21 protein-coding genes are annotated in these 21,282 nt (G+C 41.1%); 7 read left to right on the top strand and 14 right to left on the bottom strand.

Going from position 1 to position 21,282, the window contains the following annotated elements; translation table 11 throughout:
* Nucleotides 1–64 precede the first annotated feature (64 nt).
* The 3 genes from tyrR to C9J38_RS02440 form a co-directional block, all read right to left on the bottom strand.
* Entirely contained in the window at nt 65–1,603 is a 1,539-nt protein-coding gene (gene tyrR, locus C9J38_RS02450) for a transcriptional regulator TyrR (RefSeq protein ID WP_107205715.1), read from the bottom strand.
* 290 nt (nt 1,604–1,893) lie between these two features.
* The gene (locus C9J38_RS02445; protein ID WP_107205714.1) at nt 1,894–3,048 is read right to left on the bottom strand and encodes a DUF1501 domain-containing protein; all 1,155 of its coding nucleotides are present in this window, start codon (nt 3,046–3,048) and stop codon (nt 1,894–1,896) included.
* Between the two features lie 10 nt (nt 3,049–3,058).
* Nucleotides 3,059–4,420, bottom strand: a complete 1,362-nt coding sequence (locus C9J38_RS02440) for a DUF1800 family protein (RefSeq protein WP_107205713.1) — start codon at nt 4,418–4,420, stop codon at nt 3,059–3,061.
* Between the two features lie 189 nt (nt 4,421–4,609).
* On the opposite strand from C9J38_RS02440, the gene C9J38_RS02435 reads away from it, so the two are divergent.
* The gene (locus C9J38_RS02435) at nt 4,610–5,116 is read left to right on the top strand and encodes a hypothetical protein (RefSeq protein WP_107205712.1); all 507 of its coding nucleotides are present in this window, start codon (nt 4,610–4,612) and stop codon (nt 5,114–5,116) included.
* An 80-nt stretch (nt 5,117–5,196) separates the two neighbouring features.
* On the opposite strand, the gene C9J38_RS02430 is transcribed toward C9J38_RS02435, so the two are convergent.
* The 5 genes from C9J38_RS02430 to pspA all read right to left on the bottom strand — a co-directional run bounded on the left by C9J38_RS02430 (nt 5,197) and on the right by pspA (nt 9,109).
* Nucleotides 5,197–6,222 carry a YcjF family protein gene (locus C9J38_RS02430; protein ID WP_107205711.1) on the bottom strand — a complete coding sequence of 342 codons (1,026 nt, stop codon included), beginning with the start codon at nt 6,220–6,222 and terminating at the stop codon, nt 5,197–5,199.
* Nucleotides 6,219–7,616: a YcjX family protein gene (locus tag C9J38_RS02425; RefSeq protein ID WP_107205710.1), complete on the bottom strand. Its 1,398-nt coding sequence runs from the start codon at nt 7,614–7,616 to the stop codon at nt 6,219–6,221. Before C9J38_RS02425 ends, C9J38_RS02430 begins: the two co-directional genes overlap by 4 nt.
* A gap of 157 nt (nt 7,617–7,773) precedes the next feature.
* The gene (gene pspC / locus C9J38_RS02420) at nt 7,774–8,160 is read right to left on the bottom strand and encodes an envelope stress response membrane protein PspC (RefSeq protein WP_005367018.1); all 387 of its coding nucleotides are present in this window, start codon (nt 8,158–8,160) and stop codon (nt 7,774–7,776) included.
* Nucleotides 8,160–8,387, bottom strand: coding sequence for an envelope stress response membrane protein PspB (gene pspB / locus C9J38_RS02415; protein WP_006646015.1), 228 nt, complete (start codon nt 8,385–8,387; stop codon nt 8,160–8,162). The genes pspC and pspB overlap by 1 nt, the downstream gene beginning before the upstream one ends.
* Before the next feature lie 56 nt (nt 8,388–8,443).
* The gene (gene pspA, locus C9J38_RS02410) at nt 8,444–9,109 is read right to left on the bottom strand and encodes a phage shock protein PspA (protein WP_107205709.1); all 666 of its coding nucleotides are present in this window, start codon (nt 9,107–9,109) and stop codon (nt 8,444–8,446) included.
* Between the two features lie 209 nt (nt 9,110–9,318).
* Here pspA and pspF point away from each other — a divergent pair, with 209 nt between their 5' ends.
* From pspF to C9J38_RS02380, 6 genes are all read left to right on the top strand, one after another.
* Nucleotides 9,319–10,344: a phage shock protein operon transcriptional activator gene (gene pspF / locus C9J38_RS02405; RefSeq protein ID WP_107205708.1), complete on the top strand. Its 1,026-nt coding sequence runs from the start codon at nt 9,319–9,321 to the stop codon at nt 10,342–10,344.
* A 137-nt stretch (nt 10,345–10,481) separates the two neighbouring features.
* Nucleotides 10,482–12,101, top strand: coding sequence for an ABC transporter substrate-binding protein SapA (sapA, locus tag C9J38_RS02400; protein ID WP_107205707.1), 1,620 nt, complete (start codon nt 10,482–10,484; stop codon nt 12,099–12,101).
* A gap of 3 nt (nt 12,102–12,104) precedes the next feature.
* Complete coding sequence (locus C9J38_RS02395) at nt 12,105–13,067, top strand: ABC transporter permease subunit (RefSeq protein ID WP_107205706.1); 963 nt, start codon at nt 12,105–12,107, stop codon at nt 13,065–13,067.
* Complete coding sequence (gene sapC, locus C9J38_RS02390; RefSeq protein ID WP_107205705.1) at nt 13,054–13,941, top strand: putrescine export ABC transporter permease SapC; 888 nt, start codon at nt 13,054–13,056, stop codon at nt 13,939–13,941. Before C9J38_RS02395 ends, sapC begins: the two co-directional genes overlap by 14 nt.
* Nucleotide 13,942: 1 nt before the next feature.
* Nucleotides 13,943–14,944, top strand: a complete 1,002-nt coding sequence (locus C9J38_RS02385; protein WP_107205704.1) for an oligopeptide/dipeptide ABC transporter ATP-binding protein — start codon at nt 13,943–13,945, stop codon at nt 14,942–14,944.
* Nucleotides 14,941–15,765 carry an ATP-binding cassette domain-containing protein gene (locus C9J38_RS02380; protein WP_107205703.1) on the top strand — a complete coding sequence of 275 codons (825 nt, stop codon included), beginning with the start codon at nt 14,941–14,943 and terminating at the stop codon, nt 15,763–15,765. The genes C9J38_RS02385 and C9J38_RS02380 overlap by 4 nt, the downstream gene beginning before the upstream one ends.
* Before the next feature lie 67 nt (nt 15,766–15,832).
* Here C9J38_RS02380 and pyrF read toward each other — a convergent pair whose 3' ends face one another.
* The 6 genes from pyrF to cmk form a co-directional block, all read right to left on the bottom strand.
* Nucleotides 15,833–16,543 carry an orotidine-5'-phosphate decarboxylase gene (gene pyrF / locus C9J38_RS02375; RefSeq protein WP_107205702.1) on the bottom strand — a complete coding sequence of 237 codons (711 nt, stop codon included), beginning with the start codon at nt 16,541–16,543 and terminating at the stop codon, nt 15,833–15,835.
* 152 nt (nt 16,544–16,695) lie between these two features.
* The gene (gene lapB, locus C9J38_RS02370) at nt 16,696–17,865 is read right to left on the bottom strand and encodes a lipopolysaccharide assembly protein LapB (RefSeq protein WP_107205701.1); all 1,170 of its coding nucleotides are present in this window, start codon (nt 17,863–17,865) and stop codon (nt 16,696–16,698) included.
* 6 nt (nt 17,866–17,871) lie between these two features.
* Nucleotides 17,872–18,156: a LapA family protein gene (locus tag C9J38_RS02365; RefSeq protein WP_005366997.1), complete on the bottom strand. Its 285-nt coding sequence runs from the start codon at nt 18,154–18,156 to the stop codon at nt 17,872–17,874.
* 129 nt (nt 18,157–18,285) lie between these two features.
* A complete protein-coding gene (gene ihfB, locus C9J38_RS02360; protein WP_008986714.1) occupies nt 18,286–18,576 on the bottom strand; it encodes an integration host factor subunit beta in 291 nt (96 codons plus the stop codon).
* A gap of 79 nt (nt 18,577–18,655) precedes the next feature.
* Nucleotides 18,656–20,326, bottom strand: coding sequence for a 30S ribosomal protein S1 (gene rpsA, locus C9J38_RS02355; RefSeq protein WP_005370867.1), 1,671 nt, complete (start codon nt 20,324–20,326; stop codon nt 18,656–18,658).
* A 123-nt stretch (nt 20,327–20,449) separates the two neighbouring features.
* A complete protein-coding gene (cmk, locus tag C9J38_RS02350; RefSeq protein WP_107205700.1) occupies nt 20,450–21,127 on the bottom strand; it encodes a (d)CMP kinase in 678 nt (225 codons plus the stop codon).
* Between the last annotated feature and the right edge of the window lie 155 nt (nt 21,128–21,282).

The following is a 21,282-nucleotide window of genomic DNA, read 5'->3' as shown; positions in this document are numbered from 1 at the left end:
GATTTTCGAGATCATAAAAAAGAGATAATAAATATTATCTCTTTTTCTTTTATATCCACAGTAATTAGCTACGCTTACTTAAACCATATTCTCGTAATTTATTAGCAACGGCAGTATGTGATACGCCTAACCGTTTCGCTAATTTGCGGGTAGATGGGTAACTTCGATAAAGATTCGATAAAATACCGGATTCATAACGTTTCATGATCTCATCAAGAGAACCATCTAATATTTCATCACTGATAATACTACTTGATTCATTTTCAGGTAACTGTACATCATCTGATGTCATGACCGTATTCTCAAGTTGTGTCATCGCACGGAATAGCACATTACGTAATTGGCGAATATTACCAGGCCATGCATATTGCTTTAAGTATTCTGCCAACTCCTCAGATAGCTGAGGTTTAGGCTGATGTAATTCTTGTGATAACTGAGTTAAAAATAATTCAGCTAACGGTACTATATCTGCCGATCTTTCACGTAATGGTGGAACAACCAAAGCAAGAACATTTAAGCGATAATATAAGTCTTCGCGGAAATCACCTGATGCAACTAAATCTGGTAGCTTTTTCTGGGTAGAGCAAATTACGCGAAGATTAACCTTTTTCTCAGCTTCCTCACCCACGCGTCGGAATGTACCATCTTGTAAAAAGCGTAGTAATTTTATTTGTAGATGTTTTGACATCTCACCAATTTCATACAAGAAAACAGTACCACCATCCGCTTGCTCAAAAATACCTTTTTTACTTGGCTCTGTTGTACTGCCAGCAAAACCAAATAGCTCAGTTTCGGCGGCGTTATCAGGCATAGATACGCAGTTTACAACTAAAAATGGTTTCTCTCGTCGTATAGAACGTTGGTGACATGCACGGGCCAACATTTCTTTGCCTGTTCCTGTCTCACCTTGGATCAATAACGGTGCATCTAATAAAGCCAACTTTTTCGCTTGAGCTAATAAATGCTTAAAACGCGATGATTGCCCGACTAAATGCTCAAAACCACTGTCGCCATCTAACTGGCGAGTCACAATCGGCATGGTTGCTTCAGACAGTGATTTTAGAAGAATAAGAGCACTGGCAAAAACAGGTATATCGGTTTCATCGTTAATATAAACAGGCATGACTTCCATTTGGTAATCTAAACCTGCAATCACCACCATCTCAGTATGTTTTTCAGCCTGTTTTGTTTCTAACCAACGCTGAACATTAAAGCCAAAGAGCGTATGAACATTTTCGTGATAAAGTGATCCCTGATGATGAGCCAATAACCTTTCAGCGGCTTGATTGGCAAAATCAATTTTTCCGTTTAAATCGATGGAAAAAAAGGGATCAGGCAAGGTTTGAAGTAATGCAGAAAGCTCTGTATGTTCACGTTCACTCGGCATGAAATTTATTTTTCTTACATCTGTTACGCCATCTAACTGTCTTATTTGCGACATTAGATGACTAAACTGTTCAAATTCAATTTCAGGACAATTGAGATAAATGATACCAATGCGATCAATTTCAATCCCTCGAAGATCAATCTCCTGACTAGTCAGAATATCGAGTAGCTCGCGAGTCATTCCAACCCGATCTTCACAAAATACCTGTAGTCTCATTCTTTACGCCTTCTCAATATAAACTTTCCATTGTTAAGTTCGAAACATTCGGCTTATCAGAATAACAACAACAAAAAGCAATGACTTAATTCTTCAATTTCAACTCATACCACAAACAAAAATATAGGTATTAATATGAGTTTACACTTAGGTGTCAACAATTCCTGACACTTTTAACAGTGTGCGACTAACGCTAAATTGAGTCAAGTCTCCCGCTCAGAATCAAGCCATTTATAATTAAAAAATAACGTTATGCTTTTAGTATCTATTGAACTAACAGCGCCTTTATCTTAAGCATGACGGATTAAATCATTCATGATAGGTAGCTCACTTGAGCTCGGAAAAACTATATCGAGTTGCTTATTTGTTGCTCCTAAATGTGAATACAATACCGTTTTACATATAGAGCGAATATCCGTCGTTGGAGCTAAATCTCTTCCTTTGTATTGCTGAGATTTCGCTAACCCTGGCCATTTTGTTATCACTTGATTACCACTCACCGCACCTCCCGCTATCAACATTGCGTTAGCCGTACCGTGATCGGTTCCCTTAGTTCCATTTTCAGCAACTGTTCGGCCAAATTCACTCGCGGCTATAACCACCGTTCGCGACCAAGCCTCACCTAACTGTGATTTTAAAGCTGAAAGTCCCTCATCAAGTTTCTTTAATTGGCTCGCTAAACGACCTTTAACCGCGCCTTCTCCTGCGTGTGTATCCCATCCACCTAGCTCTAATACCGCAATATTCGGTCCATTTTCCGACGTTAAAAATTTCCCTGCTTGTTGCGCCAAAGCATGAAATTGTTGGCCGCCTTTTACATGACCTGCCATTTTTTCAATGTCTAATGCATTAATAAAGTTGTCAGATAACGTCTGATCGCTTTGATACATATCCTGCAACAATTCAGCTTGTTGCTGCTTAATCTTCAATTTATGTGGATACCAACTATCAGCTTGGGCATTACCTTGAACAATTAAAGGTAAACCAGAATCTATGGCTATCGTATGCTGCTTGTTATCAACAGATAGAAAGCGATTTAGCCAACCATCACGATGTAACGGATCCTCAGTACCATTTTCTAATACTTTCTGCCCATCAAAATGTGAGCGCTGACGATAAGGTGATGCACACGCATGAATAAAAGCCATCTCGCCTTGTTGATACCACTGATAACAACTCTTTAGTGCTGGATGTAAACCAAAGAAATCATCGAGTTTATTAAGCTGATTTTTATGTAATCCAATCGACGGTCTTTGCGGTAAATAGTCTTTATCTCCATAGGGTACAACCACATTTAACCCATCCATTGCACCGCGCAATGTAATCCATACAAAAATATTTGCCGACTGTGTTTTCGCAAAAGCGATAGATGGCAATGCACTGCATATCCCAACCGCAGCTAAAGATTTTAAGAACATACGGCGATCAAATATATTATTATCCATCACGATCTCGCTATCGATACATAAACTGTGGGCTTAGCCATAATAAAACTAACTTCGTTATCGCACCGTTAGCCTTATTCATTGCAAGCTCTGTGTGTTGATCAAGATCTTTTCCATAAAGATTATTGACCACTTGTTTTACCAACTGAAGCGGTTTGACTTTTTTCTTCTTCGCTTCTCTTACCGCAAGCACCGCAAATGTATTTGCTACTTGCCAACGTTGTATCAACGCTGAAGAACTATTGAAATCACTATCTTGATCAGACCAACCCGCCGGAGAACCTGCCATAAATGGCTGTTGTCCCAACAACCTCAATTGTTGAGTAATTTTGTGTTCCGATGGGTTGAGATCAGCACTACGTAAAAGCGCAAATAACCATTCTTGAGGCGTTCTAAAGCGAAGAGGCGCAGCCGTATTTACTTCAGGCTCTTGCAATAATCTCTTATAAACAGGCTGTAATTCACCGTTATTTTTTAGATAAACACCGGCTAAATCATCCACTAGCTCCTTCTTGGGCTGGCCAATAAAGTGTTGAGCTAATTTAGTTGCCAAATGCCTTGCGGTTTGTTGATGCAATGCAAGATCTTTTAAGCACGCTTCTCCCTGTCCAATCCCTGTTTGTGCGTAACGCTGACCTAATAACATCACATCACCAGGTTGATGCGCCCAAGCTGCAAATTTAAACCCAGGATTTTGCTTATCAAAACTGACCATCCAGCCTGTTATCGCATGTGCTAATTGGATAACATCTTGCTGACTGTAACCGCCATCAACCCCTAAGGTATGTAACTCCATAATTTCACGAGCGAGATTTTCATTGAGTCCCTTATGGCGTTTCTTACCCAATTTAGAATCAGGCCCTATCGATAGATTATTATCGAGAAACATCAACATTGTTGGGTGCTTAATCGTTGCTTGAAGCATATCGGCAAAATTACCGTTCCAGTGTTGGCGTATTACCTCATTCTCAATCCCAGCAATAATAGGTTTTACTTTGCGCGTATCGGCAGAGACTGCAAAATGGTTACTCCAAAATTGAATTAAACGTTCTTGAAAACTATTGGAGGAATGCAATGTTTGTAGATTACGTGCAGATACTTGCTGTTCATAACTCAGATTAAAAAATTGATTAACCTGCTTTTGAACGGCACGCTTTTCATTCGGGGATTTTTTTAATTTTTTACGCTGTTGATTAAATTGACCGATCTGAACCAAAATATTATTCGTCGAAGGTAAAGACTGTAGAGCGGTATCAATATATGGTTTAGTTGAGATCTGCTCTGCCAGCGTTAATACATGCTGATCATTCAGTTTGGGGCCAAAGCCAAATCGTTGCTCAGTGATGATGGCTGCCGTTGGATAATAATTCACCTTGTTGTCCTTATCATTAACCCAAGGATACGATAACGACTCTAACGTAAATAAGCTTCAGAGAATGTAAAGTGTTGTAAAGATGCTATCTTGACGACATAACAAGAAAATAAGTATTTAATTTTCAATCTTCTAACACCCCAACTCTTATTTATGTTTAAGCTGATTCTTTTAACAATAGAGTAAATCATGAATAAACTGAGCATATTACTTCCCTTAGTCATCACTCTATTTGGTTGCGATGCACAAAGCTCAGCCAAGCAAGTCGAGACGACGGCAGAAAATCTATGTGGTAACGGTGAATTTGTTTTATCACTGCCAAAAGACATGGATCAGTACCAACAAAAAATGGCAGATTTTATTCAGGCAGGTGGTACAGATCCTTTTGATAAAACTGCCTTTACTGATACTTGTAAAAAACCTCGTAACGGTAAAATAGACTTAAAATACATTGCAGAACAAGCAGCACTTGCAACGCTCCCCTACCCCGATGCAGCTAAAGTGCTTTATTTTAAGCAACAGCAAGGCACACTTTATATTGTGCTATCAGCACAAGAAAACGGATGGGCAGGCGTGTCTACCGCACTCGGAACTTCGATGCCAGTTATAATTCGTAATATTCAACTTAATAGCACCATTAAAAATATTAAATTTGGCTATGCGCCTGGAGATGAAAGTCTCGCTATCGTTAAATAAGATGAACAAAGTGGTCAAATAGTCGTATTCTCCCTGACCACTTAACCACTTCAATTTACGCTTAATAGTGGAATATCTAGTTAATCTTTTTCTTTGGTACCAAGCTGTTTAAATAGATCGCTTCGTATTTCAGCTAATTTGGGTTGCTCTCCCGGTAACCATGGTAAAGGACGTACTAAGCTGATCGCTTTTAAGCCTAGTCTTCCGGTCAATAAACCAATACTCACCCCTTGCGCAACGCGGGTAGACATACGACCCGCTAAGTCCATTGAGAGCATATCCATCCCCAAATCAGTGATCACTTCAGATGCACCTGCAAATGCCATATTAGCCAATACCAGCTTAAGTAGCTTAATGCGAGACCAGTAACCTAATTCGACACCATAAACTCGAGAAACTTGTTCAATTAAGCGCAAATTACGCCATGCCACCAGCAACATATCAGCCACTGCTAGTGGGCTTAATGCAACCATCACCGCGGCATCTGATGAATATTTCGCCACTAATTTTCGAGCTAATTTATCTTGCTGGCTGACCACTAAGCGATCATAAAGCTCAAGTATTTCGCGATCATTGTGCGTCGCGTCTAACGAATTCGTCCAGCGATCATAACCATAGTTATCACTACTAATCTGACTATGCTGTGCCAGTTTGGTACAAAAAGCTTTACCATTACCAATGCCATTACCATCAAGTAAGAGTTGGGCTTCATCACGCTCTGTTTGACGTGATTTTAACCGTCGTAACGTCAAAAGCTCCCGCCCCAATGCACCGATACCAACTACGGCAATACTGGCAACCAATGCACTCCAGCCAAGCGATAACCAATTTGCTGTTTGATAAGCTGTCACAACATGGTCAACCGTCTGCCACCCCACCATTGCCGCGCCTGCAACCACTACCCCTTTTAAAAAGCCATAACGACGTTTTGGTTTCGCTGCTAATACTTGTTTGAGATCTTTTTCAATTTCAGTTTCTTGTTGCTCTATTGCTTCAGGTAAAAAATCGGCTTGTTGAGCAAACTCCAATTTCGACGCAATATTGCGTTGTTCTTGGTTAACTGTTGGATCATCAAAAACAATTTTACTTTTTAACGGTTCACTCATTGCAGTTTATCTCCCAACAAATACTCAAGTGCTTTATCCATTCGGATATGCGGCAAAGGCTCATCACTTTGCTGTAGCAAGGGACGGAAATTAATAAAATCAAAGCTCTGCTGCTGCCAAAAATCAACGTTTGGTAACCGTTTTGGCACTTCTCCGGGAAAGAGAGTTTGTGCATGACCTAACAAATCGGTCCCCCTTAATGCAGGGACTTGCTGCCCTTTGTGAGTCACAAAGCCAGGCTCAGTCGCTTGAATCGATGCCAAACTAACACAATCCATTTTAATGCCTTCAAAGGAAGCGGTTTGCCATGCTTCATTCACTAGCTGCTGTAATAATCCGACTAAATTCGGGTGCTGCTCAGGCGTAATATGATCGGCTTTGGTTGCAGCGAAGAGTACTTTATCAATACGCGGTGAAAATAGACGACGCAGTAACGAGCTACGCCCATATTTAAAACTTTGCATCAGCTGATCCAACGCTTGACGCATATCATTAAACGATTCAGGTCCCGAATTAAGAGGCTGTAAGCAATCAACTAATATGATTTGGCGATCAAATTTTGAAAAATGATCATTATAGAACGCCTTCACAACATGCTGTTGATAATACTTATAGCGATTTCTAAGCATCCCAATATTGGTGCTTTCATCTGCATCCATCAGCTGTTTTTCTGTGTACTTTTTATTCCACAGGAGCGGGAAAAATTGTAAAACAGGTGCACCAGCTAATTCACCGGGAAGAACAAAACGTCCGGGTTGAACCCAATGTAATCCCCCTTCTGCCTTACATTGATGCAAATACTCGGTGAACGCCTTCGATATTTCTTCAATTTGCTTTTCATCTGCGGGTGCAAAAGGATCAAACATCTCGGTTTTAGCAAGCCAATCTTGAGCTAATTCAAGACGTTTACCTTTTAGTACTTGGCTTTGTTGTGCCGACCATTGAGTAAAATCTAAATCAAGTAACGGTAAATCTAATAACCACTCGCCGGGATAATCAATAATATCCAAATACAACGTGGCGGTATCTTGAAATAGTTTCAATGCCCCTTTCTGAGGCTTATAACGAAGTGCTAAACGCGTTTGACTCACATCCCTTGTTGGCTCTGGCCATTCAGGAGGCGTCGACATAATTGATTGCATTCCTTCATCATAGCCAAATTTAGGCACATGCAGATCTAACTGAGGAACACGCTTTGCACCTAATAAATGGCCGTCACGCATCGCACTAAACATAGGTAGGCGAGCATTCGTACTTACATGCAGTAATTGATTAATAAGAGAAGTAATAAAGGCCGTTTTACCCGCTCGAGACAATCCTGTAACGGCAAGTCGAACGTGTCGATCCAAACTTCTATTAACGAGCTTATTCAACTCATTACTGATTCGATTCATGATTAACCCTAGTTGTTTTCATTTTTGTTTTAGGTTTAACAACTTTATTCTAATAATTATCAATAAAGTGATTTAACTATATTACGCCTTTATAACGGAAAAAAGCAGGCCTGACATTGATCAGCACCTGCTTCATTAGGCTAAATTTTACGGGTAATTAAAGCTTATTGAATTCGCGATCCACTTTGAATGCAGAAGATGTAACATACGCTTCCATCTGTTGTACTTTCTTTTCGGCGGTATCAAATTCTGATTCCACTTTTTGTAAAATTTGATGCGCAGAGCGACCCGCCTGCCACGGTTTCTGTTTTACGTTGTGCTCGGTATAAGTATCTTGTTGCTCTTTTCGCTGTGGTGGCATTTTATCTAAAATTAACCATGCGGCGATATAAGCAATCGTGGCAAAAAAGCCCAAACCAAGTAAGAAGGCTGAAACAGCAAGAATACGTACCAACCAAATTTCAACACCGAAATATTCAGCTAAACCAGCGCACACACCGCCCAATTTTCCTTTTTTAGGATCACGGTATAAGGTTTTACTCATTATTTTTGCCTCCATCTTGGTACTTCTGCATCAAGAATACGCTCTAACGTCACAATACGTTCTTGCATATCTTCTGCGCGTGCCACCAAGGTCTCTAACTTTTTCTGATCTTCACCTGACAGCCCTTCACCGGCTTGACGTTTACTACGATAGTGAAGGATTAACCATAGCGGTGCGACAATAATCATGAACACCACTAATGGAACGCTAATAAAACCCATTGACATTATTTGTTCTCCTTTCGCGCAGAATCAATGAAACAACGACGATAACTTAGTTGTACTTACTCTTTATCCTTGATGTTCGCTTTTAAGCGCTCAAGTTCTTTTTCAATTTCGTCTTGTGCTTGTAAATCAGCAAATTCTGACTCTAAGCTTTTGCCACGACCAAAGCTATAACTATCTGCTTCTGCTTCCATTTCATCGATGCGACGTTCATATTGCTCAAACTTAGACATCGCCTCATCAACTTTACTTGTATCTAGCTGACGACGAACATCGCGGCGAGTGCCTGCGGCTTTATGACGCGTCACTAGCGCTTGTTGACGAGCGCGTGTTTCTTGCAACTTACGCTCAAGTTCAGCGACTTCTAATGACAATTTTTCAATCGTCTCTTCTACTAGTTTGTATTCTTCATTGAGCGTTAATGCGACATCAGCCAGTTTTTGCTTTTCGATCAGTGCTGCACGGGCTAAATCTTCACGACCTTTTTGCAGTGCAAGGCTCGCCTTTTCCTGCCAATCTGTAATTTGTGATTCAATCGCTTGAATACGACGTTGTAACTCTTTTTTATCCGCTAATGCACGCGCTGAAGATGTACGTACCTCAACTAATGTATCTTCCATCTCTTGGATGATAAGACGGATCAGTTTTTGTGGATCTTCAGCCTTATCCAGTAACGAGTTCACGTTAGCATTTACGATATCAGCAAAACGAGAAAAAATACCCATCATTAAACTCCTTGATTAAACCCATTTCACAGTAATCACGCTTACAGGTTTATATAGTGATACTAACTTAATGTTCTTGTGTTACCACTTAGATATTTCAAGTACTGTGCCAACTTTTAACGTATTAAATATCAACAACTTAATTTTCAACCCACTTTTAAGCAAGCTATGATATAGTTAATTTAACCAATTAATAGTGAGATTAACCAATGCGTAAAACGGAAAACTTAATCGGTGAATCTGATGCTTTTTTAAGTGTCCTAGACCAAGCATCACGCCTCGCTTCACTCAATCGCCCAATTCTTATTCTTGGTGAACGAGGCACAGGTAAGGAGTTAATCGCCCAACGCGTTCACTATTTATCAAAACGTTGGGATCAACCTTTAGTGACACTGAACTGTGCCGCACTAAGCGAAGGCGTCATTGATTCTGAACTATTTGGCCATGAGGCGGGCTCCTTTACAGGCGCGAAAGGTCGCCACCAAGGGCGCTTTGAACGCGCAGAAAATGGCACGCTTTTTTTAGATGAATTAGCAACCGCCCCGATGGGGGTTCAAGAAAAATTATTACGCGTGATTGAATACGGTGAGTACGAGCGCGTGGGCGGTAATAAACCTTGCCAAGCGAATGTACGCTTAGTTTGTGCAACTAATGAAAATTTACCCGAACTCGTTGCTGAAGGAAAATTTCGAGCAGATTTACTTGATAGACTCGCCTTTGAAATCATCCACCTTCCACCATTACGTGAACGACTAGACGATATTTTACCATTGGCAGAACACTATGCTGTGCGTATGTGTCGCGAATTAGGATATAGCTATTTTGCAGGTTTTTCACAACACGCTAAACAACAACTACTCGACTATCAATGGCCAGGGAATATTCGAGAGTTAAAAAATGTTGTCGAACGGTCTGTATTTCGTCATCGCAATGAAGGTGAAGCTATTGACGAAATTTATACCGACCCTTTCGCTACAGCTTGGCAATCTTGTGAGCCAGCACCATCACAGTCTTTATCCATTGTAGACACCCCAGCAGTCAAACAAGAAAACTCTAGCATTCAACTTCCCGTTGATCTTCGCCACTACTTACAAGATCAAGAAATCATGTTGATCAACAAAGCACTTAAACACGCTCGCTTTAATCAAACAAAAGCCGCCGAACTTTTAAGCTTAAGTTATCACCAGTTAAGAGGACTCATTCGAAAGTATGACATTAACGTTAACGGTGATTAATCAACCAAATTCACGCGATAATTAAAGATATATAACGGTTTTAGACTAATTACTTATAAATAAAGCAGGATAGCTTGGTGACGTTAAAAGAAAAATGTTAAATTTAACGACTTAATTTCATTTAACGCCTATTAAATATGAGCGCTTACAGTCGTCTTTTGATTGCCGGCTTCACTTTACTTGGCCTTTTAGGTTGTAAAGAGCCGTCACATAATACCGCTAAGCAAAGCAATGGCTTTGTTTACTGCGGTCAAGATACTCCGACAACATTAAATCCACAGCTAACGGATGGCGGATTAACAGCAGAAACACTCTCGGCGCAAATTTTCGATCGCCTGCTGTTACTCGATCCTATCAGCCACAAACCTCTTCCTGATCTAGCAAAAAGCTGGACTGTCAGTGACGATGGCTTGGTATATACCTTTAAGCTGCGAGATAACGTTAAATTCCAACATACTGATTGGTTTACTCCAACACGTCCGCTTAATGCCGATGACGTTATTTTTAGCTTTGAGCGTATCATTAATCCACACCACCCTTTTCATAATATTTCTGGTGGTCGTTACCCATGGTTTGAAAGCCTTGGGTTTGCTGATTTAATTGATACCATCAAAGCTAAAGACCCTCTCACCGTACAATTTACCTTAAATCGACCAGATAATTCTTTCTTATCTAACTTAGCAACCAGTTATGCGGTGATTTATTCTCAGCAGTATGGTCAGCAACTGTTAAAATCAGGCCGTATCGGTCTTATTGATACACAACCAATCGGTACGGGTCCTTTTTACGTTGATCAATTTATACCCAATGATCTTATTCGCTTAAAACGTAATAAGGATTATTGGCAAGGTGCCGCACCAATGGAGCAAGTGGTATTTGATATCTCAGCCCGTGGCATGGGTAATCTTGCTAAGTTGCTAAGCTCTGAATGTGATGTTCTCTCATCTCCTGTTGCGAGCCAATTGCCTGTTATTTCAAATAACGATAACTATAAATTACTTGCACAAACGGGGATGAATGTATCCTTTCTGGCATTAAATACGGAACGTCCACCATTAAATAAATTAGAAATCCGTGAAGCTATTAATTATGCAATAAACCGTAAAACACTGCTCAATTCTGTTTATTACGGTACGGCAACAGAGGCAAAAAGCTTGTTACCCCCAATGTCTTGGGCTTATAACCACGACAGCAAAGCACTTTCTTATAATCCTAAATTAGCCAAACAACTGCTTGATGCTGCTGGCTATGATTATAACCAAGTCCTGACGATGTGGGTCCCACTTGAGCCTCGACCTTATAACCCGAGTCCTAGAAAAACAGCGGAATTAATCCAAGCTAATTTGAAAGCCGTTGGTATCAATGTGTCTTTACATCATCAAGAAACGATTGGTCGTGTTGGTTTAACTGATACTACTCAATACGATATGGTTCTTGCTGGTTGGATCGCAGATAACGGCGACCCTGATAATTTCTTAAGACCATTATTGTCATGTAATGCTAAAAAAGCAGGACTTAATGTCGCTAACTGGTGTGATCTTGGTTTTGATAATTTACTTGAAATTGCACTACGCACAAATAAGCAACAACAACGCCAAGTATATTACCAGCAAGCGCAAAATATTTTGGATCAACAAGTACCTGTGATCCCATTGGCTCATGGTGTCCATTTCCAAGCCCACAGTAAAACGTTAGGGGGGTTACAGATGGACCCATTTGGTTCGCGATCTTTTTCCAGTGTTTATCGAATTGAGTAAAGCATGTTTATTTATACGATACGTCGCCTAAATTTGTTTGTAATTACGCTATTAATACTGACCATAATTGGTTTTAGTATTTTGCGTTTAGATACCCAATTACAGTGGGCGCATCAGAGCTTTTTTAGTGGTTGGATTTTATATTTAGAGAACTTACTTTCAGGTAATCTCGGTATCACTCCCAATGGTACACCTATTAGTAGCGAAATATTAACCGTATTTCCTGCAACGTTAGAGCTATGCTTTTTTGCTTTTATACTCTCGTTAGTCGTTGGTATTCCGCTTGGCACTATCGCAGGCGTACATCGAGGACAACCCCTTGATACCATCATTTCCTCAATAACCTTACTGGGCTACTCCATCCCCCTATTTTGGTTAGCGATGTTATTAATTCTGTTGTTTTCGCTGAATTTAGGCTGGCTACCTGTTTCTGGTCGTTACAGTTTGTTATATCAATTTGATCATGTCACTGGCTTTGCTCTGATTGATATTTTGCTATCAAATAAACCATACCGTATGGAAGCATTTCTTAACGCACTACAGCATTTAGTCTTGCCAACCATTGTATTAGCGATGGCACCTACAACGGAAGTGATACGTTTAACCCGTGCCTCAATTTCAGACGTAATGACGAAAAACTACATCAAAGTAGCCCAAACGAAAGGCTTATCTACCTTTGAAATCGTCCGCCGTCATGCGATGAAAAATGCCCTTCCCCCCATTATTCCTAAATTAGGGATGCAGTTTGCAGCAATGATGACCTTTGCCATGCTTACAGAATCTATTTTTAATTGGCCGGGTATTGGTCGTTGGTTACTTAATGCGATTGCAGATCAAAATTATGTTGCTATTCAAGCTGGTGTAATCACAGTAGGTAGTTTCATCTTATTGGCTAACATTTTATCTGATTTGGCTGGTGCTATGGTGAACCCATTAGTAAGGAAGGAATGGTATGCCATCAAATAGTGTTTACCAAGAAGAAACAATCCCAACCCAATGGGAGCGCGCTTGGCAAAACTTCAGGGAAAACTCACTGGCCATGTTTGGCCTATGGTGTTTACTGTTTTTGCTCATTGTCACCCTAACAGCACAATGGCTGGCTCCCTATTCGCCGATAAAACAAGTTGGTGAGCTGCTCATGCCACCATCATGGGACAACTCTGGTCATGTAAACTTTTTCTTTGGTACTGATGATTTAGGTCGTGATATTTTATCTCGCTTGATCATAGGTTCACAGCTAACCTTTGGCTATGCCTTATTAGTCGCCTTTGCATCCAGCGTTATTGGCTTGCTGATCGGTATTCTTGCCGGAATGAGCCAAGGTTTAAAATCGAGCTTTTTAAATCATATTTTAGATACCGTGTTATCTATCCCTTCGCTTTTATTGGCCATCATAGTGGTCGCCTATATGGGACCGGGAGAAACACATATCTTACTCGCAATTTGGCTAGCTTTGATCCCTCGTTTTATTCGAGCGGTGTACACAGCCGTTCATACTGAAGTTGCTAAAGATTACGTTATTGCAGCACGATTAGATGGCGCTAATAATTTTTACCTCTTATGGAATTCAATCTTACCCAATATTTTATCAACCATCATTACTGAAATGACGCGCGCAATCTCTATTGCTATTTTAGATATTGCCGCATTAGGTTTCCTAGGGTTAGGCGCGCAAACACCACTACCAGAATGGGGCGCTATGTTAGGTGATTCTGTTGAACTGATTTACCTTGCACCATGGACAGTCACATTACCGGGTCTTGCCATTATGTTTAGTGTTCTAGTAATTAATTTAGTCGGTGATGGTCTTCGCCAAGCTCTTAATGCAGGGATTGATTAATATGCCATTACTCGATATACGCAACCTCACTATCGAAATCGACACACCACAAGGCATGGTGAAAGCGGTTGATAGAATGAGCATAACCATTAATGAAAGCGAAATTCGTGGTTTAGTGGGCGAATCAGGTTCAGGTAAAAGCCTTGTCGCGAAAGCGATTGCAGGCGTGTCTAAAGATAATTGGCGCGTCAGTGCCGATCGCATGCGCTTAGGTGATATTGACTTACTCACTCTATCTCATCGTGAGCGACGAAAAATTGTTGGCCGTGAAATGGCAATGATCTTCCAAGAACCATCAACCTGTCTTGATCCCTCTGAGACAGTTGGGGAACAATTGGAAGAAGCCATTCCCTCGTCATCATTTACTGGGCATTTTTGGCAGCGCTTTCACTGGCGTCAAAAACAAGCTATCGCACTTTTGCATAAAGTCGGTATCAAAGAGCACAAACGCGTAATGCGAAGTTACCCTTATGAATTAACCGATGGCGAATGTCAAAAAGTCATGATCGCAATGGCGATTGCAAACCGTCCACGATTATTGATTGCCGATGAGCCCACAAACGACTTAGACCCAATTACCCAAGCTCAAATTTTTCGCTTATTAAGCAGGATGAATCAATTAGGTAACACCACTATTTTATTAGTCAGCCATGATCTTACGACGGTTACCCAGTGGGCTGATAGAATTACGGTCATGTATTGTGGACAATCGGTTGAATCCGGCACCTCTAAGCAGTTATTAGAGTCACCGCATCACCCTTATACCGCTGCGTTAATGCGTGCTATGCCTGATTTTAGCTTAGAAAATATTAGCCATAAGACGAAACTAGAAACGTTACCGGGATCTATTCCTCCACTTCAGCACTTACCGATTGGTTGTCGATTAGGCCCTCGTTGTCCTCATGCCCAGCGTAAATGTGTAGAAGTGCCAAAACGTAGAAAAATTAAAAACCATAAGTTTAGCTGTCACTTCCCGCTAAACATGGAGGAAGACAGTAAATGAGTTCGTTATTGGAAGTAGAAAATCTAAAGAAAGATTACCACTATCGTTCAAGTCTTTTCCGTAGACGCACAATTGAAGCCGTGAAACCGGTCTCTTTTCATCTTGAAGCAGGTGAAACAATTGCGCTGCTGGGTGAAAATGGGTCAGGTAAATCAACCTTAGCAAAAATGCTATCAGGTGTTGTCGAACCAACCAGTGGCATTATTCGCGTAAATGGTGACACCTTATCAAGCGGTGATTACCAAACGCGCTGTAAGCTGATCCGAATGATTTTCCAAGATCCGAATACGTCGCTTAATCCTCGTATTCAAATTGGTCGTATTCTGGAAGGCCCATTAAAACGTAATACCAATATGACGCCCCAAGCGCGTGAAAAACGTATTATGGATACACTAAAACGAGTTGGCTTACTTCCTGAACATGCCTATTTCTATCCACAAATGCTGGCTACGGGTCAAAAACAGCGTGTTTCATTAGCTCGTGCTCTCATTCTTCAGCCCTGTATTATCGTTGCTGATGAAGCACTAAACGGGCTTGATATGTCCATGCGTTCTCAGATGATAAACCTGTTATTAGAACTGCAAGAAGAAATGGGATTGTCCTATATCTATGTGTCGCAGCACATGGGGGTGATAAAACACTTCAGTGACAAAGTAATGGTGATGCAAGATGGTGAAGTGGTAGAGAAAGGCCGTACCGCGAATGTATTTAACAATCCCAAACATCCATTAACGCAAAAATTATTAGATAGTCACTTTAGCTCGCCAAAGAAAGATAAAAGCACACGAATTAACAACTCAACACCCAAAATAAGCACATAACGCAAAATATAAAAATGAAAAAGCCCGCTTTTACGCGGGCTTCTCATTTACATCTATATCGAGGATGCTACACAAGCGATTTGTTTATCTGTGCCAAGACACTTGCAGGATCTTCAGCTTGTGTTATTGGGCGCCCTATCACGAGATAATCAGAACCAGCAGAAATTGCTTCTACGGGTGTCATGATTCGACGCTGATCGCCTGCATCACTCCCCTCAGGGCGAATACCTGGTGTTACTAGCTTAAAACCCTGACCTAGACTTTGTTTCAACGTATGAGCTTCATGAGCTGAACAAACCACACCATCTAAACCACTATTCTTTGCCAGTGATGCAAGGTTAAGTACTTGCTGATGAGGCTCGCAGTTAATACCAATACCCGCTAAGTCTGATGCTTCCATACTGGTTAGCACCGTTACACCAATCAATAGCGGGCGGTCTTTACCATACGGCTCTAAAATTTCACGTGAAGCTGTCATCATACGCTCGCCACCACTCGCATGAACGTTAACCATCCATACACCAAGTTCTGCTGCCGCTTTTACCGCCTTTGAACAGGTATTTGGAATATCGTGAAATTTAAGGTCTAAAAATACAGAATGACCCCGATCATGCAGTTGACGCACGAAATCAGGACCAAAAAAAGTGAACATCTCTTTACCGACTTTTAATCGGCAACTTCCCGGCTCAATACGATCGACGAAAGCGAGTGCCTCATTCTGATTATCATAATCAAGGGCTACGATTACTTTAGGGTCTATTACTTTAGCGTCTAGCATTGAGTCTCCTGTGATATCTCATTTTTCCTACTGCAGCAATCCAGCCGCACGCAAATTCTACATCAAACGCAAACGTTTACGAATAAAATTCACGCTTTATTAGGCATAAAAAAACCAGATCACAATGTCTGGTTTCTTTATTTTTTAATGCATTATTCGCCATCTAATCCACGAATTGGCTTAACTTGTCCCCAATTCTTACAAGATGGACATTGCCAATACAATGAGTGGGTAGCAAAACCACACTGGCGACAACGATAACGCGGTTTAATTTTTAATTGCTCACCAACAAGATGACGTAAGCTGGTTAAACTTTCTTTCGCACGGCCTTCTTCCGCTTCATCTAAATGGTAATCCATTAGCTGGTAAAAGCCTCTCATAGTCGGGTTCTTTTGTAGCTGACGAGTCATGAATGCTTGAGCAGACACAGCCCCTTCATTTTTCGCAATTTCGTCTGCTAACATGAGCTCTGCTGAAGCCCCCGCTTTGGCTTCTACACATTGCTGTAGATATTTCAGCCAGCCCGATTCATTATGTAATGCATCGTAACATTCTAATAATAAAGGTAAAGCTTCACCAATAAATTCAGCATCTTGCTCTAGAACACGTTCAAGCGTTTTGGCTGCCTGCTTAAAATCTTTATCTTTAATCTGAATCTTAGCCATCGTGATCGAGGCTCGGACACACTGCTTATCTGCTGAGAGCGCCTTTTTCAAACATTGAATCGCTTTATCCTGATTTTGCGCACTCATTTCAAGCATGGCAAGTTCACACCAATAGTGTGCAATATCATGCTTTAATTTTGTTTTACCTAATTTAACGAGTTGAGAAGCCATATCTATCGCATTTTCCCACTCTCGTGTTTGCTGATAGATAGACAATAACTGTTGTAGCGCAGGTTTTTTATATTCAGGTTCATCCAACAATTGTTCAAAGATACGTTCAGCACGATCTAAAAAACCCGCAACCATATAATCTTTTGCTAACTGCTGAAGCGCCAAATTACGTTGCTCTATCGTCAAGTTAGGACGAGCAATCAAGTTTTGGTGAATACGAATAGCACGATCGACCTCCCCTCGGCTTCGGAATAAGTTACCCAAAGCAAGGTGAGTATCGATAGTTTCGCTATCAACTTGAAGCAGCTCAATAAACAGATCGACGGCTTTATCTGATTGATCAGATAACAGCAAATTAAGACCTGTTACATATTGACGAGATAAGCGGTGAGACTGCTCTTGTCGATTGTTACTTGCGCTCCTGTTACCCATATACCAGCCATAAGCTGCCGCAATAGGTAATAGTAGGAACAACAGTTCAAGCATTAATACTTATTCCTTTACAGGCTGTGCGCGTAGAGAATCTAGTTCTTGTTGCTGTTTTGTCACTTTCTTCGCTAAGCGGTTTTTAGCAAAACGTGCTTTTAGATATAGCGTGCCACAGATTAACCAGCCAATGATAAAGCCAGAACCAAATGCAATACCTAATAGCGTTGATAATTGGAATTCGCCTTGAGCAACTAAATAGTCAAAGTTTACTAAAATTTGGTTTTGCGCACCGAGAGCCAATGTTATTAAGAATGCAGCAACTAAAACAATAATACCCAAAATTTTCATCGTGAATCCTCTCACTAAATCAACAATATGATAGATTGATTATGCAGTAATTTTACTCATCAGACCATGATCAAAAGACATAAAAAAACGGCATACTGAGAGTATGCCGTTTTTTTGTTCTATTCGCGGTTAAGCAGCAATTGATGCATTAACACGGTCACGTAATTCTTTACCTGGCTTGAAGTGAGGAACGTATTTACCGTCCAACTCAACTTTATCACCAGTTTTAGGGTTACGACCTACGCGAGGAGCACGGTAATGCAATGAGAAGCTACCAAAGCCACGGATCTCAATGCGATCGCCTTCAGCAAGCGTGTTCGCCATATTTTCAAGGATATCCTTGATTGCATCTTCCACTTGTTTAGCTGAAAGATGTGTTTGTTGACTACATAGTCTTTCAATTAACTCAGACTTTGTCATAAACACTCCGTTTTAGTAAGTTTCTCAATAGTATAGCCGTTTAGAGGGAAAAAGCTAAGCCTATTCCCTCTATGCTCAATTATTCGCCTTTAGCAGCTTTGAAAGCGTCAGCCATAGCATTACCGAACGCAGCATCATCTTGCTTGTTCAGAGTAGCCATTGCTTCTTGCTCTTCAGCAACGTCTTTAGCACGTACAGATAGGTTGATTACGCGGTTCTTACGATCAACGCCTGTGAATTTAGCTTCAACAGAATCGCCAACAGAAAGAACTAGAGTTGCGTCTTCAACACGGTCTACAGATGCTTCAGAAGCGCGTAGGTAACCTTCGATGCCTTCGCCTAGCTCAACAGTTGCGCCTTTAGCGTCAACAGCAGTAACTTTACCAGTTACTAGAGCACCTTTCTTAGTATCAGCAACGAAAGAGTTGAATGGGTCTTCTTCGATTTGCTTAACACCTAGAGAGATACGCTCACGCTCAGCGTCTACTGCTAGAACTACTGCAGAGATTTCGTCGCCTTTCTTGAAGTCACGAACTGCGTCTTCACCAGAAACATTCCAAGAAATGTCAGATAGGTGAACTAGACCGTCGATGCCGCCTTCAAGACCGATGAAGATACCGAAATCAGTGATAGACTTGATCTTACCAGTAACTTTGTCGCCCTTAGCTTGCATTTCTGCAAATGACTGCCATGGGTTAGCTTTACACTGCTTAAGACCTAGAGAGATACGACGACGCTCTTCGTCGATATCAAGAACCATAACTTCAACTTCGTCGCCCACGTTAACAACTTTAGATGGGTGGATGTTTTTGTTAGTCCAATCCATTTCAGAAACGTGTACTAGACCTTCAACGCCTTCTTCGATTTCAACGAAGCAGCCGTAGTCAGTTAGGTTAGTTACGCGGCCAGTAAGCTTAGTGCTTTCTGGGTAACGCTTAGCGATTGCAACCCATGGATCTTCGCCAAGTTGCTTAAGACCTAGTGATACGCGAGTACGCTCACGGTCAAACTTAAGAACTTTAACGTTGATTTCATCGCCAACATTAACGATTTCAGAAGGGTGCTTAACACGCTTCCAAGCCATGTCAGTGATGTGTAGAAGACCGTCAACACCGCCAAGATCAACGAATGCGCCGTAGTCAGTAAGGTTCTTAACGATACCTTTAACTTCCATACCTTCTTGTAGAGAAGCAAGTAGTTCATCACGCTCAACGCTGTTCTCAGATTCGATAACTGCGCGACGAGAAACAACAACGTTGTTACGCTTCTGGTCTAGCTTGATTACTTTGAACTCAAGTTCTTTGTTTTCTAGGTGAGCAGTGTCACGAACTGGACGTACGTCTACTAGTGAACCTGGTAGGAACGCACGGATGCCGTTAAGTTCAACTGTGAAGCCGCCCTTAACTTTACCGTTGATGATACCAACAACTGTTTCAGCATCTTCGTAAGCTTTTTCAAGCTGGATCCAAGCTTCGTGGCGCTTAGCTTTCTCACGAGAAAGTTTAGTTTCACCGAAACCGTCTTCGATCGCGTCAAGAGCAACGTCTACCTGAGCACCAACTTCGATTTCTAGTTCGCCAGCAGCGTTCTTGAATTCTTCAGCAGGAATAGATGACTCAGATTTTAGACCAGCGTCAACTAGTACGTAACCGTTTTCGATAGCTACTACAGTACCTTTAACGATTGCACCTGGGCGAGTTTCAACTTGGTTTAGCGACTCTTCAAAGAGTTGAGCAAAAGATTCAGTCATTTAATTAATCTTCAATATGATAAACAACCATGGGTATCCTACCGCATGGGGTTGATAATAAAGTCAGTTATCATCCATGACACTGACGTTATTTAGCTGTTCACACAACTAAATATGGATTCGTTATTTTAGCTTAGCATCAACATATGCTAAGACTTTCTCAAGTACCTGTTCAATCGATAATTCGGTTGAATCCAGTACTAGTGCGTCATCAGCAGGACGTAAAGGCGCTACAGCACGATTGCGATCGCGGTAGTCTCGTTCCTGAATTTCGCTTAAAAGGCTGGCAAAGTTAACATCTAAGCCTTTTTTTTGCAACTGATTCATACGTCGAGTTGCGCGTTCTTCTGCACTTGCATCAAGAAAGATTTTTACTTCTGCGCCTTGAAAAACAACGGTTCCCATATCGCGACCATCTGCCACAAGGCCTGGTTGCTCATTAAAGGCGCGTTGACGACGTAGTAATGCTTCTCGAACGCGAGGTAAAGCAGCCACTTTTGATGCTGTATTACCTACTTCTTCAGTGCGAAGCGTGCCAGAAACATCTTCACCTTCAAGAATAACCTTAACCAACTCACCTTCTGCAATAAACTGAACATCTAAGTGCGCAGCAAGAGGAACTAAAGCGTCTTCTGATTCGATATCAACACCATGATGAATAGCCGCTAATGCTAAAACACGGTAAATTGCACCAGAATCTAATAAATTCCAGCCCAGTTTTTCTGCTAATAGCATACATAGCGTCCCCTTTCCGGCGCCGCTTGGACCATCAACAGTGATGACTGGAGCATGAGTAGACATAGGTTTTCTCCGATGTAGTTTCCGTAACAGATGAAAGACAGAACCAAAGGTTTCTCTGTACCTTCAAACGGTGGCACATTATACGGAAAAAAAATCTCAATTTATAGTGTAATGTCCTAACCTTATGTTTCTTTTTACGCCAATAAAAAAGCCTG

The sequence above is a fragment of the Photobacterium sp. GB-210 genome (assembly GCF_003026075.1).
Lineage (GTDB): Bacteria > Pseudomonadota > Gammaproteobacteria > Enterobacterales > Vibrionaceae > Photobacterium.
Note: the sequence above shows the minus strand (reverse complement) of the source record. Positions and strands in the feature narration are given on the sequence as shown.

Coding starts and splice junctions, on each gene's coding strand:
- tyrR (WP_107205715.1), bottom strand. CDS start 1,603: ATGAGACTACAGGTATTTTGTGAAGATCGGGTTGGAATGACTCGCGAG.
- C9J38_RS02445 (WP_107205714.1), bottom strand. CDS start 3,048: ATGGATAATAATATATTTGATCGCCGTATGTTCTTAAAATCTTTAGCT.
- C9J38_RS02435 (WP_107205712.1), top strand. CDS start 4,610: ATGAATAAACTGAGCATATTACTTCCCTTAGTCATCACTCTATTTGGT.
- C9J38_RS02430 (WP_107205711.1), bottom strand. CDS start 6,222: ATGAGTGAACCGTTAAAAAGTAAAATTGTTTTTGATGATCCAACAGTT.
- C9J38_RS02425 (WP_107205710.1), bottom strand. CDS start 7,616: ATGAATCGAATCAGTAATGAGTTGAATAAGCTCGTTAATAGAAGTTTG.
- pspC (WP_005367018.1), bottom strand. CDS start 8,160: ATGAGTAAAACCTTATACCGTGATCCTAAAAAAGGAAAATTGGGCGGT.
- pspB (WP_006646015.1), bottom strand. CDS start 8,387: ATGTCAATGGGTTTTATTAGCGTTCCATTAGTGGTGTTCATGATTATT.
- pspA (WP_107205709.1), bottom strand. CDS start 9,109: ATGGGTATTTTTTCTCGTTTTGCTGATATCGTAAATGCTAACGTGAAC.
- pspF (WP_107205708.1), top strand. CDS start 9,319: ATGCGTAAAACGGAAAACTTAATCGGTGAATCTGATGCTTTTTTAAGT.
- sapA (WP_107205707.1), top strand. CDS start 10,482: ATGAGCGCTTACAGTCGTCTTTTGATTGCCGGCTTCACTTTACTTGGC.
- C9J38_RS02395 (WP_107205706.1), top strand. CDS start 12,105: ATGTTTATTTATACGATACGTCGCCTAAATTTGTTTGTAATTACGCTA.
- sapC (WP_107205705.1), top strand. CDS start 13,054: ATGCCATCAAATAGTGTTTACCAAGAAGAAACAATCCCAACCCAATGG.
- C9J38_RS02385 (WP_107205704.1), top strand. CDS start 13,943: ATGCCATTACTCGATATACGCAACCTCACTATCGAAATCGACACACCA.
- C9J38_RS02380 (WP_107205703.1), top strand. CDS start 14,941: ATGAGTTCGTTATTGGAAGTAGAAAATCTAAAGAAAGATTACCACTAT.
- pyrF (WP_107205702.1), bottom strand. CDS start 16,543: ATGCTAGACGCTAAAGTAATAGACCCTAAAGTAATCGTAGCCCTTGAT.
- lapB (WP_107205701.1), bottom strand. CDS start 17,865: ATGCTTGAACTGTTGTTCCTACTATTACCTATTGCGGCAGCTTATGGC.
- C9J38_RS02365 (WP_005366997.1), bottom strand. CDS start 18,156: ATGAAAATTTTGGGTATTATTGTTTTAGTTGCTGCATTCTTAATAACA.
- ihfB (WP_008986714.1), bottom strand. CDS start 18,576: ATGACAAAGTCTGAGTTAATTGAAAGACTATGTAGTCAACAAACACAT.
- rpsA (WP_005370867.1), bottom strand. CDS start 20,326: ATGACTGAATCTTTTGCTCAACTCTTTGAAGAGTCGCTAAACCAAGTT.
- cmk (WP_107205700.1), bottom strand. CDS start 21,127: ATGTCTACTCATGCTCCAGTCATCACTGTTGATGGTCCAAGCGGCGCC.